General features: G+C 55.7%; 19 protein-coding genes and 1 pseudogene. All 20 read right to left on the minus strand.

Annotated elements, in window-relative coordinates:
- Positions 1–7 precede the first annotated feature (7 nt).
- On the minus strand, positions 8–580 hold the full coding sequence (locus tag NBA72_RS13920; RefSeq protein WP_006785963.1) for a restriction endonuclease: 573 nt from the start codon (positions 578–580) through the stop codon (positions 8–10).
- Entirely contained in the window at positions 580–1,113 is a 534-nt protein-coding gene (locus tag NBA72_RS13925) for an integrating conjugative element protein (RefSeq protein ID WP_006785962.1), read from the minus strand. The genes NBA72_RS13920 and NBA72_RS13925 overlap by 1 nt, the downstream gene beginning before the upstream one ends.
- A 5-nt stretch (positions 1,114–1,118) precedes the next feature.
- Positions 1,119–1,754: a transglycosylase SLT domain-containing protein gene (locus NBA72_RS13930; RefSeq protein WP_006785961.1), complete on the minus strand. Its 636-nt coding sequence runs from the start codon at positions 1,752–1,754 to the stop codon at positions 1,119–1,121.
- Positions 1,733–2,455: a TIGR03759 family integrating conjugative element protein gene (locus NBA72_RS13935; RefSeq protein WP_006785960.1), complete on the minus strand. Its 723-nt coding sequence runs from the start codon at positions 2,453–2,455 to the stop codon at positions 1,733–1,735. Before NBA72_RS13935 ends, NBA72_RS13930 begins: the two co-directional genes overlap by 22 nt.
- Positions 2,456–2,466: 11 nt before the next feature.
- Positions 2,467–3,225: a hypothetical protein gene (locus NBA72_RS13940; protein ID WP_020899224.1), complete on the minus strand. Its 759-nt coding sequence runs from the start codon at positions 3,223–3,225 to the stop codon at positions 2,467–2,469.
- Positions 3,222–3,887 carry a PilL N-terminal domain-containing protein gene (locus NBA72_RS13945; RefSeq protein ID WP_006785957.1) on the minus strand — a complete coding sequence of 222 codons (666 nt, stop codon included), beginning with the start codon at positions 3,885–3,887 and terminating at the stop codon, positions 3,222–3,224. Before NBA72_RS13945 ends, NBA72_RS13940 begins: the two co-directional genes overlap by 4 nt.
- 138 nt (positions 3,888–4,025) lie before the next feature.
- The gene (locus tag NBA72_RS13950) at positions 4,026–4,463 is read right to left on the minus strand and encodes a DUF29 domain-containing protein (RefSeq protein WP_006785955.1); all 438 of its coding nucleotides are present in this window, start codon (positions 4,461–4,463) and stop codon (positions 4,026–4,028) included.
- 133 nt (positions 4,464–4,596) lie between these two features.
- On the minus strand, positions 4,597–5,133 hold the full coding sequence (locus tag NBA72_RS13955) for a single-stranded DNA-binding protein (protein WP_006785953.1): 537 nt from the start codon (positions 5,131–5,133) through the stop codon (positions 4,597–4,599).
- A gap of 60 nt (positions 5,134–5,193) precedes the next feature.
- Positions 5,194–5,664, minus strand: coding sequence for an STY4534 family ICE replication protein (locus NBA72_RS13960; protein WP_006785950.1), 471 nt, complete (start codon positions 5,662–5,664; stop codon positions 5,194–5,196).
- A 637-nt stretch (positions 5,665–6,301) separates the two neighbouring features.
- The gene (locus NBA72_RS13965; protein WP_006777725.1) at positions 6,302–8,323 is read right to left on the minus strand and encodes a DNA topoisomerase III; all 2,022 of its coding nucleotides are present in this window, start codon (positions 8,321–8,323) and stop codon (positions 6,302–6,304) included.
- A 15-nt stretch (positions 8,324–8,338) separates the two neighbouring features.
- Positions 8,339–8,893 carry a hypothetical protein gene (locus NBA72_RS13970; RefSeq protein WP_006777724.1) on the minus strand — a complete coding sequence of 185 codons (555 nt, stop codon included), beginning with the start codon at positions 8,891–8,893 and terminating at the stop codon, positions 8,339–8,341.
- 1 nt (position 8,894) lies between these two features.
- Positions 8,895–9,608 carry a PFL_4669 family integrating conjugative element protein gene (locus tag NBA72_RS13975; RefSeq protein ID WP_010615557.1) on the minus strand — a complete coding sequence of 238 codons (714 nt, stop codon included), beginning with the start codon at positions 9,606–9,608 and terminating at the stop codon, positions 8,895–8,897.
- A gap of 416 nt (positions 9,609–10,024) precedes the next feature.
- Complete coding sequence (locus NBA72_RS13980) at positions 10,025–11,263, minus strand: STY4528 family pathogenicity island replication protein (RefSeq protein ID WP_006777723.1); 1,239 nt, start codon at positions 11,261–11,263, stop codon at positions 10,025–10,027.
- Between the two features lie 99 nt (positions 11,264–11,362).
- Complete coding sequence (locus NBA72_RS13985; RefSeq protein WP_004115572.1) at positions 11,363–11,611, minus strand: ParE family toxin-like protein; 249 nt, start codon at positions 11,609–11,611, stop codon at positions 11,363–11,365.
- Complete coding sequence (locus NBA72_RS13990; RefSeq protein ID WP_006777722.1) at positions 11,608–12,198, minus strand: DUF2857 domain-containing protein; 591 nt, start codon at positions 12,196–12,198, stop codon at positions 11,608–11,610. Before NBA72_RS13990 ends, NBA72_RS13985 begins: the two co-directional genes overlap by 4 nt.
- Positions 12,199–12,204: 6 nt before the next feature.
- Entirely contained in the window at positions 12,205–12,915 is a 711-nt protein-coding gene (locus NBA72_RS13995; RefSeq protein ID WP_006777721.1) for a DUF2786 domain-containing protein, read from the minus strand.
- Entirely contained in the window at positions 12,908–14,602 is a 1,695-nt protein-coding gene (locus NBA72_RS14000) for a ParB family protein (RefSeq protein ID WP_042949265.1), read from the minus strand. Before NBA72_RS14000 ends, NBA72_RS13995 begins: the two co-directional genes overlap by 8 nt.
- Positions 14,599–15,969, minus strand: coding sequence for an SPI-7-type island replicative DNA helicase (gene dnaB-PI / locus NBA72_RS14005; protein ID WP_006777718.1), 1,371 nt, complete (start codon positions 15,967–15,969; stop codon positions 14,599–14,601). Before dnaB-PI ends, NBA72_RS14000 begins: the two co-directional genes overlap by 4 nt.
- Positions 15,962–16,837 (minus strand): ParA family protein, encoded by an 876-nt coding sequence (locus NBA72_RS14010; protein WP_006777717.1) that lies wholly within the window; start codon positions 16,835–16,837, stop codon positions 15,962–15,964. Before NBA72_RS14010 ends, dnaB-PI begins: the two co-directional genes overlap by 8 nt.
- 220 nt (positions 16,838–17,057) lie before the next feature.
- Positions 17,058–17,132 (minus strand): annotated as a pseudogene (locus NBA72_RS14015) (helix-turn-helix domain-containing protein); the annotation flags it as partial.
- Between the last annotated feature and the right edge of the window lie 353 nt (positions 17,133–17,485).

A 17,485-nucleotide genomic window follows, 5' to 3' on the forward strand; every position in this document is an offset into this window, starting at 1 on the left:
AGATTCCTCAGAGATACTGCCGGACGTCCTGACCGGCGAGAATGGCCAGCAGGCGTTGCCCGCTGATGATGCGCAGACGCGGTGACGCCGTGCGAATGGTGCGGCTCATTTTTCCGGTACGGCCCGTGTGGATAAACAGCCCCCGGCGGCCGGACTGCAGGAGAAGCCGGTCGAAGTCCTCAACATGTGCGGGGGAAACAGCACGACTGTACCGTTTGGCCTGGATAAGCCAGTGCTCACCGTCAATGATGACCTGACCATCAAGGCCGCCGTCACCGCTGTAGGAGGCATTGCGCACCACGGTCAGCCCCTGGCGTTCAAAGGCAGAGAGCAACAGCTCTTCAAAGACATAGGGACTGACTTTGCGCAGATAGCTCAGACGCTGCCCGTCTCCCGGCAGGCGGGTCAGTTTATCCAGTACCCGCCCCGCCGTTGCCCGGTATCGCCGGTGACGGCGGGTGCTGGCTTTCTCCCGCCGACGCAGGTTCAGAAAGGCCATCACCACCAGGAAAAGGACAACCAGTATGACCGCCCCGTAAGGGTGCGCCATCAGCAGACCGTTGATATCTGGCGCGCTCATCACGGCTTAACCTGCTGCGTCAGGCCGGTATCGGTGATGAGTACCGGATAATGCGCAATCTGCAGGCGACGGGCCAGTTCGCTGCCGGAAGCCGGGGCCAGGCTGACACCGGGTGCCAGCTCGCGCAGCTCGCGCACGGTATCCATGTCTGTGACGTTGACTATCATCCCGGCCGCATGCTGTTCAGCCAGCGCGCCGGCATTGGCTTTCAGCCATTCACGGGACAGAGCATCATCCCCGATCAGAAACAACGCCCCAATGCCGGGCAACTGCAGCGGCCGGTCTGCTGTATTCCCCGGGCTCAGTTCAGGTGTGTTAACGGGTAACATACCCGCCATCCCGTCAGCCAGCGGAACACCGTGGTCCGGCTGGCGTGAAGGCTGTACGTCACTGACGCCGGGCATGCCGGGCTGTTTATTAACGGCCTCAAAATACGGCGCAGCATCTTCACCGCCCAGATCAGCAATCACATTCAGTTCAGCATGGCCGGTCAGGGGAAGGAGGGTAAACAGCAGTAAGGACAGCGTTTTCATCAGGGTTATCTCCCGGGTTCAGTCCAGACGAAGCCTGGATCGGGGGTGAGCGCAGCAACCGAGCGGGGCGCTTCAGCTGCCGGCGCAGAAATGCGGGGTGCAGGGCTGATTTTTGCCAGATGCCCTCTCACAATGGCGCGGTAACGTGCAGCAGGCTGACCACCTGCGGGATGGTGGTAGCAGCCGGCCGCATCCAGCCAGCTGCCTGGCTTACGCGCCCAGCACTCACGCAGAATGGTGGCGGCGGCGTTCAGGTTGGTGTAAGGGTCAAACGCATCCCACGTCGAGGCAAAATGATGACCGTTCCAGCCCAGATTGACCTGGGCAATACCGACATCGATGCGCTTAAGCGGGTGACGCTTCATAAAGACCTGCAGCGCCTGCCAGGCCTGCAGGCGCGTCTCATAGCGATACCCTTTGCCTGCCACATTGATGGTCCAGGGCCATGGCCGTATTCCGCGGGGAAGTTTGCGCGAAGACTCGCTCAGTGATACCGAGTAAAGCGCTTCGGGGGGCACGCCGTGCGCCATGGCCACGCGGACGTAACCCTCCGGCACCGTCTGGTCAGCATGGCCGTCAGGGACGGCCGCCATCAGTAAGCCCAGCGCCAGCGCGCCGGTCAGAATGCTGCGATTGCCCATTTACCGTCTCCCGCCTGCTGCAGTAAAACCGGCATCAGGCCGTTACCAAAGCGCATCCACCGGCCGCCGTCGTGGTTAAGCGTGATCTGGCGCTTGCGGACCTTTTCCACGGGAATGTGATGGTCCCGCGCCCAGCTGCGAAGCGCATCATCACTGCCCTGGCTGTCGACCAGATAGATGTCCACCGGCCGGTTGTCAGCCAGCACGGCAGACAGTTTCGCGTCGCAGGTTGCGCAGTCTTTTGACCTGACGAACAGTGCCAGCCGGCCGCCACTGTCGTGCGCCACGCCGGAGGCGTTCCCCATATTGACCGGCAGTGTGCCCGGATACAGGCGCTGCCAGGCCGCGTTCACCTCACGCTGGAAATCAAGCTCTTTCTGGGTGCGGGCAAACTCTTCCTTCACCCACTTTTCAGCAAACTTACGGCGCTCTGCCGGCGTCTGCGCCTCGATACCGAGGGTGGAAAGCGGATCGAGACCCGGCGACTGGGTACCCCGGGGTCCCTTCATCAGCTGCTGATAACGCTGATAATCGTCGGCACTGAGTCCCCACTGACCGGCCTGCTGCTGCAGGTTTTGCTGTGCGGAGTCCGCCCGTTGTGTTGATTCCTGTCGGCTGACATCCGTCTGTCCTGATGTGGTCGCGGCCAGGGTCAGGGGACTCAGCAGCATGGCGGCTAAAAAGGTGTGTTTCAGTTTCATCATTCGCTCCGTTATTCTGCTCTGAGCACGGTCAGGCGGCCGTTAACCCGAAACGTCGCCTCACCATAACCGGCACTGACCAGCGTCCAGCCGGCAACGGTTTCGCCCTCTCCGACCAGGGCCACCTGCGACAGGCTGCTGTAGCCCCGGGGCGCGATGGCAGCCCAGGACTCTGCCCCCCGCTTCTCCACGCCCGTCAGCACAAAAGGCGCATTGCGGGCCACGCGAAGGGACGGAGCAGCACGACGTGTGTCAGCGGGACGGGGCTTTTTTGCAGCAGGCGCGTTTTTTTTGACCGGTGCGGCGACAGGTGCGGCGGGTGCGGGTGCCGGCTGTGATTTCAGCGCTGTCAGCTGCTCAGTCAGCGCACTCAGGCGGGTTTCCAGCCCCTGCTGGGCGTCCTGAAGGGTTCGCAATGACTGACGCACGGCGTCGTCGCTGCCGGCCTGTTTCGCAGCAGCGCTCAGCTCCTGCTGCATCTCACCAAGTTTTTTCCGGGTATCCTGCAGGCCGGTTTTGAGCGTGGTCACATCTGACTGCAGGGCCGCGACTGTCTCAACAGTGGCCGCTGTACTGCCCTGAGATTCAAGGCGTGCAAGGCGTTCATCAAGGTTCGATATGCCCAGACTGAAGGCGGTGTAGCCCAGCGCCAGAATGCCGGCCAGCGCCACACCGCTGGCAGCGCCCCAGATGAGGCGGCAGCGGGGACGCCAGCTGAATCTTTTACGAGCCGGAGCGGGGTCAGTATGGAATGGTTGCTGTTCGCTCATTTTCTCAGAAACCCTCCGCTGACAGGTTTAACGGGTACTGACTGAGGGGCGCTGATGGCCGGTTGTGACACGGCGGACGGCGCAGGCGTGGACCAGCTGCTGACCGGCGGCGGAAGCTGGGAGACCGGCAGCTGGTAGCCGTCGCGCAGGCTGTGGCAGACCACACGCTGTACATCATCCACCTCAAGCTGCCAGGCCGGACCGGCCAGGACCTGCAGGGCAGTACGCAGGCGCATCGGGCCCAGCTGGTACTGAACCGCCGGCAATGCCTGGCGGTAAAGCACGCCGTTGGCGGAGCCTGTCGCGCACAGGGAATAACCGGACTGGCGCAGGGCGTAACGCAGCGCATCCGCCACGGTAGGATGCAGGGATGACGGGATACGGATATCAATAATCTGGGAGAGAGGGTCACGCTGGGCCGCCTGCGGATCGGTGCTGACCAGCAGATAACGATCGTAGCGCACCACTTCCGGCGTCCGCGCATACTCGTCCGGAGAGACCGGCTGAACGTTGCGGGTGACGGTGGTGCCGGGTGTCGGGTCGGCAGGCGCACGCTGTTGCAACTTTTGCGGCTGGGAAACACAGCCCGCAAGGAGCAGCAGGGGAAGAACAGTGGCAAGCCTGCCTGGTGAAAATACGTTGTGAGAGGTGTTACGTTTCATCCGGAATTTTCCTGTACAGTGATAAAACAGCCCTCACTGTGCGGAATCGGTCCGGTTTCACTCAATTAACAACTGATTTTCCGTTGATGAAAAAAAACGCCACCCGAAAGGATGGCGTTGCGGTGAAACAGACAGTAATCAGTCCGGGTAAAACTCGTTACTGAGAATAGTATCTGTTGTCCAGATGCTGTCTTCAGGAAAGATATCCAGACCTATGCCGGTTTCTTTGGAAGCATCGGCGCGGGCGTCAAACCACACATCCGCAAGCCATTCAGGATCAGAAAACGCGCTTTTCAGGCTCGGCGTCTTGTTCAGACGTCGTACAATCAAATCACGCTGACCTTTAATGGTTAACTCCCAGCTTTTACCTCGATGGGTTGGCTGAAACTTCCATTTAAGAAGGTGGGCCAGTAAGACAGCCATACGGCTGGCCAGCTCACGCTTTTCACTTTTGCCCACGTCTTCAATCTCCTCGGCGATGTTCTCAATATCAATCTGACTGAGCTTTCCGGCACGCAGTAAAGCTGCCTGTTCACTGGCCCAGGCAACAACGTCTGAATCGTAACGTGCTCCCATACAAGCCTCCGTTAGTCAAAAAGTGAAGAAACCGCCAGAACAGATATGCTCCGGGGATAACATAAGATGCAACATAAAAAGTTGCTTCCTGAAGTTTGTCAGAGACAGTCATAACAGTCAAAGCTCCATTAATTCAGAGGGCGTGAATTGCCACTCTGGAACAGTCATACCCGAATCCAATGAACGGTATATCGTCATCGAAGTCCATCGGTGGCGCACCGGCACTGCTGCCGGAGGCCTGGCCACTGTGAGTCGGTCCTGAAGGTTGCTGAGGCTGCCCCCAGTCATTCCGGGAAGACGTATTCTGTCCGCTGCCGGACTGGCGGCCGCCAAGCATCTGCATGGTGCCACCAATATTGACCACCACCTCTGTGGTGTATTTCTCCTGGCCGGCCTGATCGGTCCATTTGCGTGTGCGCAGCTGACCCTCGATGTAAACCTGGGAGCCTTTGCGCAGATATTCACCCGCAATTTCTGCCAGCTTGCCGAAAATAACCACCCTGTGCCATTCGGTCACTTCTTTCTGTTCGCCGGACTGCTTATCGCGCCAGCTCTCAGACGTGGCCAGAGAAAGGGTGGCAACTGCACTGCCGTTGGGAATATAACGAACTTCAGGATCCTGGCCGAGGTTTCCGACAAGGATAACCTTGTTAACGCCGCGTGAGGACATAATCATTTCTCCTGTAAGGAATAAAGAAACACCCCGCGAACGGGGTGTGTCAGGTGCGCATCAGAATGAGTTTTCTGCGTAGTTTTGTTGTGCGGCAGAGCCATTCTGCGGCGGCACGGAGTCAGATTTTTCAGTCTTGTAAACCATTTCCTGGCCTATTTTGATCCAGTCCACCTTTATCAGGCGGGCTTTCAGACTGACGCGCTGTTCGCCGGCATGGTCGCCTTTGTTCAGCGTAAATATGTCCGTGGACGGGTTACTCAGGTTAAAGCCCAACAGGACTTTCTTGTCTTCATCGACGGCTTTCTGGCAGCGGGCGATAAGGCTGGTTGCCTCTTTACCTGCGACAGAAATGTCAAAACGGACGTAGGCCGGATTATCAGTCGGACCACTCAGTGCATTTATTACGCAGCTGAGGAACGAGCCATTCTGATGGTTAACCTGGCGGATGTTGCTGAGATACCCGATGCCTTTGATAGTCAGGTTGAAGTACTCAGATTTTGCAGATGCAGAAGTATTGTTTGCAGACATGATGTTTTCTCCATGGAGGTAAAAAAAGGTACGGCGGAGAAACCATCTGCCCTGACGGGAGTGGTTTCCCGTCGGGGGTCAGGATCGGTTGAATCCTGAGAGTCTGGTATGTTGAAAGGACCTCAATCACTGTGCAGTGATATCCGTTTCCAGAGGTTAAACGGATTTACCACCCGAAGGTATCCTCTCTCAGGCTGCGAGGATTTTCCGGTCACCCGAAGGTGTTTCTCTCAGACCGGTGAAACGTTAGCTGGCAGTCACCCTAAGGCGTTTCTCTCAGACTGCTGAAACTTTAGCTGGCTGTGAAAAACAGCGGTAAGCACTGTTGATTTTTAAACCAAACAAGCCTGGTGTCAACCCATAAAACCAGAAATGAAAACGGCGCTGCATATGCAACGCCGTGGGGGCTGTACCAGACCTTAATGTATCTCACTACTCCGGGGATCCGTTCCCGACGCGATTTTCACGGAGCGCATGCGTCTTACAGTTCCTGCCAGATGTGCGATGGCAGACCGTCGTGCCGGTTGCCAGATTAATCCCGTTAAAGTTAAGCTGGCTGCCTCCGGCAAAGGGGTACATATCGAAGCGTAGTCACATTAGCAGAACCCGGCCCGGGGTTGTACAGTGAAATAACTCATCACTGTGCGGATGATTCTGTTTTTGTCCCTGATGCTGCTTTTTTGCGCTTTGTGGTCTTTTTCCCGTTGGTGTTAATAATACCTTTGCAGTCTGGGTAACGCACGCAACCCCAAAAATCTCCTTTCTTACCTTTGCGTTTACGTGTGGGCCCTTTGCATAACGGACAAGGGGGCGTGACGGGAGCGGTGATTTTCACACTGTCCTGGCGGCCTTTTTCGACAAGGTGACGGGTCCACTGCAGCTGCTTTTGCATAAAGACCGCAAGCGACATTTTCCCCTGCGAAATATCATCCAGTGCCTGCTCCCATAATGCGGTCATGCCCGGGCTCGTCAGCGTTTCCGGCAGGGCCGCAATCAGCTCCCGGGCCATCTGCGTTGAGTGGATGTGCTTCCCTTTTTTCTCCAGATAGTGTCGTTTGAAGAGGGTTTCGAGTACTGCCGCACGCGTCGCCTCTGTGCCCAGACCTGCGTTATCACGCAGCACTTTCTTGAGCTTCGGGTCACTGACGAAACTGGCCGCGTTCTTCATGGCAGCAATCAACGTCCCCTCCGTGAACGGTTTAGGCGGACTGGTTTTCATATCTTTAACCTCAGAACCGGTGACAGCGCAAATATCCCCTTTTGCCAGCGCCGGCAGCGCCATACTGTCACCGTCGACGTCCTCTTCATCGTCATCTTTTTCAGCCTGGAACAATGACTTCCAGCCCGTCACCACACCGACTTTCCCGCGTGTACGGAACAGCTGACCACCGATATTGAAAGACGCCTCCGTCACGTCAGATTCCTGCAGCGGAAGGAACTGGGCGAAATAATGCTGGCGAATCAGATGGTAGACCTTCAGCTCATCGGCGCTGAGGCGCGACAAATCAAATGCCTGTCGGGTGGGAATGATGGCATGGTGCGCGGTGATTTTCTTGTCATTCCAGACACGCGAGACAAACTTCCTGTCCAGCTGATTCAGTACCGGGGCCACAGCGGGATCGGATTTTGCCACTGCCGCCAGAACGTCGGGTATTTCCTGCTGCATCGAAGTTGGAAGGAAACCGCAATCTGTCCGGGGGTAGGTGGTCGCTTTGTGGGTTTCGTAGAGGGATTGGGCAATGGCGAGCACATCATTTGCGCCCATGCCGAACTTTCGGGAGCAGACCTGCTGAAGGGTGCCCAGGTCAAAACAGAGGGGGGCCGCCGTTTTTTCCCGCTTCTGTGTTACCTCCAGTACCACAGCCCTGCCCTGCTGCTGACACAACTGCCCCACCGCCCGGGCGGCCTGGGGATTGATGCAACGCTTTTCCTCATCACAGTACTGCTCAACGGGCACCCAGACTGCCCGGAACCGGACGCCCTCTTTTTCAATAAGCGCATGTACCTGCCACCAGGGCTTTGGCACGAAGGATGTGATTTCATTATCCCTGTTAACCACCATAGCAAGCGTCGGCGTCTGTACCCGCCCGACGGACAGCACTTCTGACACCCCTGAGTCACGGGCCTTAAGGGTATAAAGACGCGTCAGGTTCATGCCAATGAGCCAGTCCGCCTGGCTCCTGCCCTTGCCGGCATCATACAGCAGGGCTGTTTTTTCCCCCGGAAGAATACTGCTAAGTGCTTCCTTCACACTGGCCTCATCCAGGGCTGACAACCAGAGCCGGCGTACCGCGCCACTGTAGCGGCAGTATTCCATCAGCTCACGAGCGATCACCTCGCCCTCGCGGTCGGCATCGGTTGCGATGACCACTTCAGACGCCTTTTTGAGCAGCTTACTGATAACGGTGAACTGCGATTTTGTCTGCTCTTTAACGACCATTTTCCAGGCCTCAGGCAGCACAGGCAGAACATCGGCACGCCATGGCCTGCCATACTGCTCGCCATAGGCTTCAGGGCTGGCAGTTTCGAGTAAATGGCCGACCGCCCAGGTCACAACGATGTTACCGCCGCTGATAAATCCCTGCTCACGCTTGCTGATACCCAGCACGCGGGCAATATCCTTTGCCTGGGAGGGTTTTTCACACAGAAAGAGTTGCATGTGTTGCCTCCCGCATCAGCGTTTTTCACCCGCCGCAACAGCGCGGACATCATTCATCAGCTTCGTGACGCCGGACCCGGCCAGACGCTGTGATGATGATGAGCGATAGACAACATAGAGCCTGCTGCCGGACCCGTTTTTCTCGATTTCGATATCCAGGTGATCACGTCCGTTCCAGTCGGAGCCCATTTTGTAGTAGCTGCCCGGCATGGCGTCCCAGACGGGATGCGCATCATCTTCTGCCGCCGCTTTCCAGTCCCCGTCATTTGCGGCCTGCCGCAGTGCCTCAAGCTCCTGTGTGGAGATAAATTTGTAATGGCGCTTCAGGCGGGCCGCCGCGGTATCCACATCGACCGGCACGGAGAACGTTTTATCGACGGACTGCATGGCCTGTTGCCCCGCCGGGCTCATCAGCGGCATCCCGCCACTTTCTCCGCTGTCGTTGCCGCCTAACGTTTTTGTCAGGTTCGCAGCGGTATCGCTGACCTGTTTATTAATCGCAGCCCAGTCCGTTGTTGCGCATCCGCTCAGTAAAAAGAAGGAGGTGAGGAGGAACACAGGGCGAATCATATTATTTCTCCTCCTGAACGGCTTTTCTCAGAGGTGGAGAAAAGGAAGAGCGTTTCTTACCAGTAAGAATGTCAGTATCGGGCATGCCCAGTTTTTCTATTGCCTGTTGTGCTTCTTTAGTCTGGATTGCTATGTCAGCACGGTTAACCTTGACGGTTCGATAAAGGCGTAGCACACCATATACTTTTCTGATTAAGTGAGCGCAATGGCTCAGTAGTTCATCGCGACGGTTGCGGGATATGAGACCGTAATGAGCCGCCTGGAATGCTTTAAGGGCCATCTGGTCATATCCGACGAGTACCCATACACATCTGTAACCCAGCGGAGAACGACTGTATACGCCTATATTAAGTGGAGACGAGGAGGCAATGTCAGAAAATGAAACAGCAGGGGGAACTGATTTCAATATGACCTCAAGTTCTTCTACCCGGCTTTTGATATGTTCTCCAGCTTCATTCAAAAGCGTTTCAACCCTGAACATCGCCTCATCTGCCCATGGGTTATCTGCCAGGGAATCCTGATAAATAATTCCTGAGCGCTTAATAGCCTGGGGCATACTCATGATGGCATGCTTAACTTTCTTTACACCCTCCTTCGCCTGAGCCTGCGGGCGGCCTTCCCAGAGACGGATAGCATAGTTTGAGTGGATCTCGATTTTCAGGGAGGATGTGAGTCCGCCCGGTTTATCGCTTCGCGTTTCATTTTCAGTGGTCATGAAATCATCTCCTGTAAGATCCCGGTCAGGTTCGACCTGAGTCAGTGATACTCTTCAGGCAGGAGCTTGGGGACAACTAGAAACCAGATCCCTAATCTCGGAAATTCACTTATATGGCTTCATAGCGGGCTGGCTCAGGGCGTTGAAGTAGTCAGTTATATAGAATGACACCTCAAACTGCTTAAAAATCAAAAGATAAAATCCTTTCATGTTTTACTCAAACCAGACCCATACAGTGCTGTACATTTTTTATCCGCCGCTGCCACTCGCAGCACTGTTTGCTTTTTAACCACTGCTGCCACTCGCAGCACCGATTACTTTTTAACCACTGCTACCACTCGCAGCACCGATTGCTTTTTAACCACTGCTGCCACTCGCAGCGGTGGTTGTTTTTTAACCTCCGGTTCTAGAAGTAGCTATCTATCGTTTAGCTTTCTACGAATATCTCTAACCAAATTTCGTATGTTCTCTTCCGATACAGGATGGACAGAAGAACGTGGTTCTGGCTTCCACAGCTGTTGTTCAGGACGCTGAGCATTTTTTTGCACGGCACTCTCAGGCGAATCATCAGCCTGACGGGGCGCGTATAACCTGCCCTCACGGGCCTTTTTCATTACGGCCAGCAACCAGCCAACCGGGTTGCTGAGCTGCTGGCGTGCCATCACCTTTTGCAGGCTGAGCAGCACAAGTTGTGCCTGTTCTTCAGGCAGCGCCTGCAGCTGGGCGGTCAGCATGGCAATATCTTCTGCCGGCACAAGTTCATGCAAACTGTCGGGAAGCACAGGTTTACCCGGTACGTACGTATTTTTATTCACACTGTGTGTGATACTACGTACGTAATGGTTCGGTTTCCGAACCCGGTCATAACTGCCTGTTTTTACTGGCAGTACGGATTCCGAACTCAGTGAATTGTTGTATCTTTCTGGGCTGAGTTCGGTATCCGAACCCTGTTTTTTAGCGATGATTCCTGGCCGTTTATGACTGAGTTCGGTTTCCGAACCCGGTGCGGGACGGGGTATTCGGTGATGATGTTTCGCCATCTGGCTGGGCGTCTGTGGGCGGTCCAGACGCGATTCGATCAGCGCAAGATGGCTGCGATAATGGCGCATGGTGGGGTCGTTTTTTATATCGTCGAGCACTTCGCGGGCGGTCTGGCTGATAGTCCGGTTTTTACTCAGGCAGGCATCCGCCACCGTATCAAGGAAGCGGGGGTCGAGCGTTTCCGCATCGCTGAACGTCAGGGGCTCATCGTGCTGAGCATAGATATTCCCCCGCACCCGCCCTTTATCATCCCGCACGCGTTTACAGAGGCTGAGCCAGCCGGTTATTCGTAGCATAAGCAGGACGCGGCTTACCGTTTCCCTTGAGGCTTTCCCCTTTCCGGGTGAGGCAAGCTGCAGTTGCAGTTCGTCATAGCTGGGGAAAACTGCCCCCTCATTATTTTGTGCATACAGCCGGATCATCATCCAGCCCATCTTGTCCAGTGGTGACAACCGCGTGTCGAGCAACAGCCGGCGGGGAATGGAATCATGCACATTTCCGGTAAACAGCAGGCCGTTACGTATCCTGCCATCATCCCGCCGGGGTCTGGCCGCAAGGCGGGCATTCATTTTATCCAGCGTATAAGCAATCAGGCTTTCTGCAGGCAGACTCATTATTTTTCCTTTTCGGCCGCCATCACGGCCGTTCTGAACTGTCAGTATGCTTAGTAATGCACCCGCGTACGGGTGCAGGGTAAACAGGCTGTCATGCTGCTATTTCCGTATGGCGCTGTTATAGCGTTCGTGGCTGAGAAGAAGCCATGTCCGGCCTTCGTTGCGACTCAGCAAACGCCAGAACGGGCCGAGATCGATTTTGTAGTAACCGCAGCCTTTCTCATCGAGCCGGGTGTAATTACGCGCCCCCTGCCGGAAACGGCGAACCTGACGTAACGCCTTCTGACAGCATTGCGGCGGCGTACCATGGGGAGCCCGCAGGCCCGGCGCAACCATCCTGTATTTCATGCCGTCTTCCTTACCGGCGTTCGTGCCGGAGAAGGCTGCCGGGTTTTGTGCCAGCCGCGGACGGCATGCCAGACGGACGTCAGCGAGACGTTCATCTGTTCTGCAGCCAGCATCATTACGTCCAGCCCGTCAGCACTTTCCGCATCTTCAACGCCGGACTTTTGCCACTGACGCCACAGGGCGGCGTTTTCCTCATCACCCAGTGCGTTACCGCGCCCCGGCCGGACATCGATACCGGCAATACGACGGCGGGCCGCCACGTCCGTACTGGAGAGCCCGAAGTAATTGGCCATCAGTTCAATGGAGCCGCCCAGCGCCAGCGCCCGATCGATACGCTGGAGTCGTTTCTGTTCCGTCCGGGCCTGCTGCAGCATGCGCACCAGATTGCCGTGATTGATGCCCACACTGATGATCGACACCTCACTGCCGGAAAGGTAGTGAAGCTCTTCGAGCGAGAGCCCCTGCAGCATCTGCATTTCCTCGCGGTTCAGTCCCAGCGATTCGCAGCGGCGCAGATAGCCACTTCTGAGATCCATAACCAGCTGCATCAGCAATCCGTTGGCAGCCTGAGATAAACTGTTCATCATTCCCCCTTAATCCTGACGGTAACCAATGGCTGCCGGACCCCGGCCGCTGACACCATGATGAATACGGGCATTTTGTCCGGCTTCATACCCCTGATAACGTGCTGTATCCGCCCCGCGGCAGGCTTTCAGTTCACGGGTTGTGACTGTTTTCATACTGCGGCTTTCCAGCCAGTGGCTCATCACCTGCTCCTCCTCGCTGCTGATGTCAGTTGCCGATATCACCTCACGCACCCCACATACCCAGCCGTCACGGAACTGCTCCGCTCTCGCCCGGCGTGTGGCCAGTTTCAGCCGCTTACTCTGGGTTTTGAGATAAGAATTTGTGGCATCTTTCAGCTGGCGCGTCAGCACATCAAAGGCATAGGCTGCTATCTCAGGTTTTTCACTGAATCCGTAAAAGGTTACCGAACGGCGATACCCGGCAGAGGTCTGACGCCATGAGTAATAAGCGCGGCAGCCAAAGGCATGACAGACGCCCCGGACAAGGGTCACCATCCATTCCGGAACTTTTTCAGCATCCGAAGGGGCCGTGCGGGAAGACGCCTCGCGCACAGATGTAAGACTGGCGTCAAGCTCGCTGATACCGTATCTGGCCATCAGCTTCTGGGCACGCTGCAGGGCCAGTCCTGCCTCATGGGCATTACTGTTGCTGCGGCCCAGCTTCAGCAGTTTCCTGACAAGATTCAGCAGTCGCAACTGTCGCTGTGAGTTATTCATCACTGTTATCCTCCCCGTACGTCAGACCGCGTTGCAGCTCCCGAAGACGGCGCATAACGCGCATCAGGCGCAGCAGTTTCAGAGCATCTTCATCTGTCAGTGCAGGTGCTTCCCCCTCACCCGGGCCGCCGGTGAAAAGCTCCGGCAGACCACACACTCCTGCCGCAGGATGCAGCGCAGGCGCTTCGCCGGTCAGGCCCAGCAGAAATGCGGCGGCTTCAGAACACACCTCACCTGCCCCGACGTAACCGGCAGACATGTCATTGTCGCGTTGCGGAAGAATTTCATCTTCGCAGCCAAGGACCTCACCCAGCTCCCAGGCCAGACGAAAAGCGGTATTCTGCAGGTGTTCGATATCGTCCTGATGGGCCGGCACATGCCAGATGCTGTCATTAGTCACTGGCGCGTCATCCTGCAGGACAACTTCAGGTTCTGGTGTTAAAAGAGAAAGCAGGCCATCCTCCCCATTGTCCTCTTCTCCACCATTCTCTTCTCCGTACCCATCGGAGAGGGTAACCAGCCCGCTAACATCCCCGCTCTCACCTGAAATGACCGGCGCGGCACCGTACATATCTGGCTGAACCTCATGCCGGGGGGGCTGTTTATCCAGTTTTTCAGGTGGGGTATTATCCGGGGCGGGCGTTACCGGCTCTCCTGAGATTTCACGACGTGGACTGGAGAAAGGCTGCGCGACCTCAACAGACTTCTGCGCCGGTGTGGCCTGACCTGCAGAGTCAGCGGTGACGAGGCTGTTTACGGGAGGGATGGACACCGGTTCTGGATCGCCGAAGTGATGTCTGCGGTTACGTTCTTTAGGATCCAGTTCCATCATCCAGCGGTCATAATCCAGCTCCGGATGGGGCAGCGCATTCAGTAAATCACCAATTAATTCATCGCGAAACATCTCAAGAGACCACAGTTCCGGTGAGTTGAAACGGCCACAACACTGGCCAAAAACGTCGCTGAAGGATTTGTCGCCTGTGTCTGAAATCAGGCAAAACTCATCCCACACGCGTTCAGCATCATGCCGGAGCGCCAGCAGCGCCGTTATCTGAGGCCTGCCGAGCCCGGACTCAAGCAGGTCTGGGATCCACGGAAAAAGATATTTCAGTGCATCTTCCATACGGCTGATAGTTGAATTATGTACCGGCAGACCTTCACGGGTCAGAAGCTCTGACAACTGTCGTAAAGAGACTGGCTTTCCTAACTGCTCTTCATATATAGAGCGGGCTTTGTGGATCCCCTGCGCTTTTTCAATAAAACTCAGTTCCCCGCGCACTTCATTCTCTGCCAGATGGCCGATAACACACTGCAGCCGTCCCGGCCACGGCTTGAACAACACATGGACACGGAAAAAACGGTCTTCTCCGGTCTCCTGCCACAGTTCTGACAGGATCTGATAACGTGTATTACCACCGTCGCTGAAGATGTACATATCGGGCTCACCATCCGGGTCACGGGTGACTTTGGGTACGGTGTCCAGCCCGCGCGAACGGATGGAAGCCTTGATATCGTCATAACGCGGATTGCGTGATGTTCGCGGATTATCAGGATTCGGGCTTAACTGGTCGAGCGTCAGGACCATGGGCATTTCAGCCGCCGGCATGACGCTGATATTGCCGGCCGCCTGCGACTGGCGTCCGGGCTGCAGCATGGCAGCCCCCACATTAGAACTTTTACGGCTCATGCCTGTTTCCTCCCGCTGCGGTAACCGAAGTCATAGCTGCCTTCCTGAAACTCCGAAAAGAGGGTATAACGCCCGTCAAATTTGACTTTCACCGTGCCGGTTGGCCCCTGCCGCTGCTTGCCGACAATGATCTCAGCCACCCCGGCATCAGGAGTGCCGGGGTTATAAACCTCATCCCGGTAAATAAACATGATGAGGTCTGCATCCTGCTCAAGCGCACCAGAGTCACGCAGGTCACCATTATTAGGGCGTTTATCGGCCCGCTGCTCCACCAGGCGGTTGAGCTGGGAAAGCGCCAGTACCGGACAGCCCAGCTCTTTACCGAGCGCCTTAAGCGAGCGGGAAATTTCCGCTATTTCCTGCGTGCGGTTTTCCTGCTCGGGGGAGCGGACAAGCTGCAGATAGTCCAGCATGATGAGAGAGGGTCTGCCGTATTTGCGGACATAGCGACGGGCGCGGGCGCGCAGTGTAGCCGGGGTCTGGTAGCTGGTATCATCAATGATCAGACGGTTTTTCCATTCAATAATGCGACCGGTAGCCGCTGACACGCGAGCCCAGTCTTCATCATCCATGTTGCCGCTGCGAAGCCGGGACAGTTCCACCCGGCCTTCCATCGCCAGCAGGCGCATCATCAGCTGCTCTGAGGGCATTTCAAGACTGAACACAAAGACGTGATCGTCAGGTTTTGCGCCCACGGCCGCGGTGCAGGCGGCCATGGCCAGCGACGTTTTTCCCATGGAAGGACGGGCGGCCAGCAGGGCCAGATCGCCGGGCTGGAGACCACAGGTCATCGCGTCCAGTTCACTGAAACCGGTCGGTGTGCCGGTGAGGCCGTCACTGGCGGACATACTTTCCAGATGCGTCAGCAGTTTATCCAGCGCCTCGTTAACGCCGGTCTCACTGTTGAGCTGCATGGCTCCCTGTTCGGCAATGTTAAACAGCTTACCTTCGGCCGACTCAAGGATGCCGGCCGAGCTGGCTTTCGGGGCCTGCACATCGGAAAGAAGACTGTTACCCACTGTCATCAGCTGCCGCAGGCGGCTTTTCTCCGCCACCACGCCGGCGTAAGCAAGGATATTGGCTGCAGACGGCGTGTTTTTACTCATTTCAGCCAGATAAGCAAAGCCGCCACACTGTTCAAGGTCGCCTTTGTTCTCCAGCCGTTCCGTAATAGTGATGAGATCGAGCGGTAGCCCTTCTCCGGCCAGCTCGGCCATGACGCGGAAGACCATACGGTGCGGCCGGGAAAACAAATCTTCCGGGGAGATTTGCAGTATCACCTCATCCCACCGGTCGTTATCAAGCATCAGTCCGCCCAGTACGGCCTGCTCAGCCTCATAAGAGCAGGGCATCATCATCTCAGACATGACGCACCTCCCGGGTCAGAACGTCACTGAAATGGCTCTGCCACTCAGGGAACAGTTCACACGCGAGGTCGTGCATGGTGACGGCTGCGGCCGGACCTTTGCGGCGTGTTTTGTATTCCAGACGATGCACGGGCTGCTGCTTGACGTGCCCCAGTTTGAAAATATCCAGCGCCTCGATACGGGTATTGAGTAAACGATAAACGTCACGGTTGCCCAGCGCAGAGGCGTCGTAATGTTTTTCGTTAATGATGGCGGCAAGACCGTCCATTGCTTCACGGTCAAGCAGAGTGTTTTCGATACAGTTGACGAGAATGGAAATATCAGGAAGGCGGATACCGTAATTTTCATAGGTTTTCAGGCGGGTAAGCATGTGAAGGGAGCCGCGGATAAATTCACGGACATCCGGAAGGATGGGTTTAACAACGCCCATCACATTACCGGTAGAGGACAGGAGGGAAAGCTCAGTCATAACGCCTGTTGCGCCTTTAGAATCCACAATAATGGCGTCATAACGGTTAAAGAAAGGATGCTGAAGTATGTTACGCAGGCGAAGACGGCCATCTGCAGCGTGGAGCATCGCGGTCGGCAACAGTTCGTCCGGGTCGTTTGAGTAGATGACATCGAGATTTTTTATGGCGGTCTGCGAAATGCATTGCGTATGGTCACTGACCATCTGCATCAACAATTCATAGAGACCGAATGGGGATTCATGCTCCAGCGCGAAGATACTGCTGGCTGTGGGCTGGGAATAGTCTGCATCCACAAGAAGGGTATTCAGGCCAGCATCGGCAAGAAAACCGGCAAGGTAAGCAGCAAACGTGGATTTGCCTTCTCCACCTTTGGGAGAGATAACGGGAAGTATTGTCATTTTGCACATCCAAAACAATGGTTTGGATGTATGCGTTAGCGATTATTCACATCTCTGTAACACAAAGGCAAAAAATTTAACTTTCCGGCAATGGGATTGAAAATCCCCGTGTCCTTGGTTCGATTCCGAGTCCGGGCACCACTTATTCAGAAAACCCAGCCTATGGCTGGGTTTTTGCTTTTCTGGGAATGGAAATCCGTAGCCCCCATCTCTGGTCTGACTAGCTATAACGAGAAGGCCAGATTTTCTCTGGCGCAACGCCCAGCGCTTCGGCGATCAGCCGCTCATCTTTGGGCCTGGGTCAAAAGCTTACTTAGCTACAGGGAGATTATTACCAGTAATAACGCGTATCACTCCATCTGACGGTTCGCTAGCCCCGACAAGTGAATCCAATATCTCCGCCATGAACTTTTTCATCACTGAAAACAATAATCCCTTCGCCAATTTTGGCATTTTTTCTTTTTCGGTTTCTTTATTCTTAAATATTGTTTACGACTCTTGTTCATAATCATAAATTAATACTCAGCACATCATGACTGGTGGTAGTTGTCGGGGTAACAGGGCACATAGTTTAAAATACTTATTCATAGTTTGTTATTACGTAAACATTTTAACCTAATGCGTGTCAGTCAGGCACGCAGATAAAAA

Origin of the sequence: Salmonella sp. NW1250 (assembly GCF_051812965.1) — a bacterium.
Lineage (GTDB): Bacteria > Pseudomonadota > Gammaproteobacteria > Enterobacterales > Enterobacteriaceae > Salmonella > Salmonella enterica.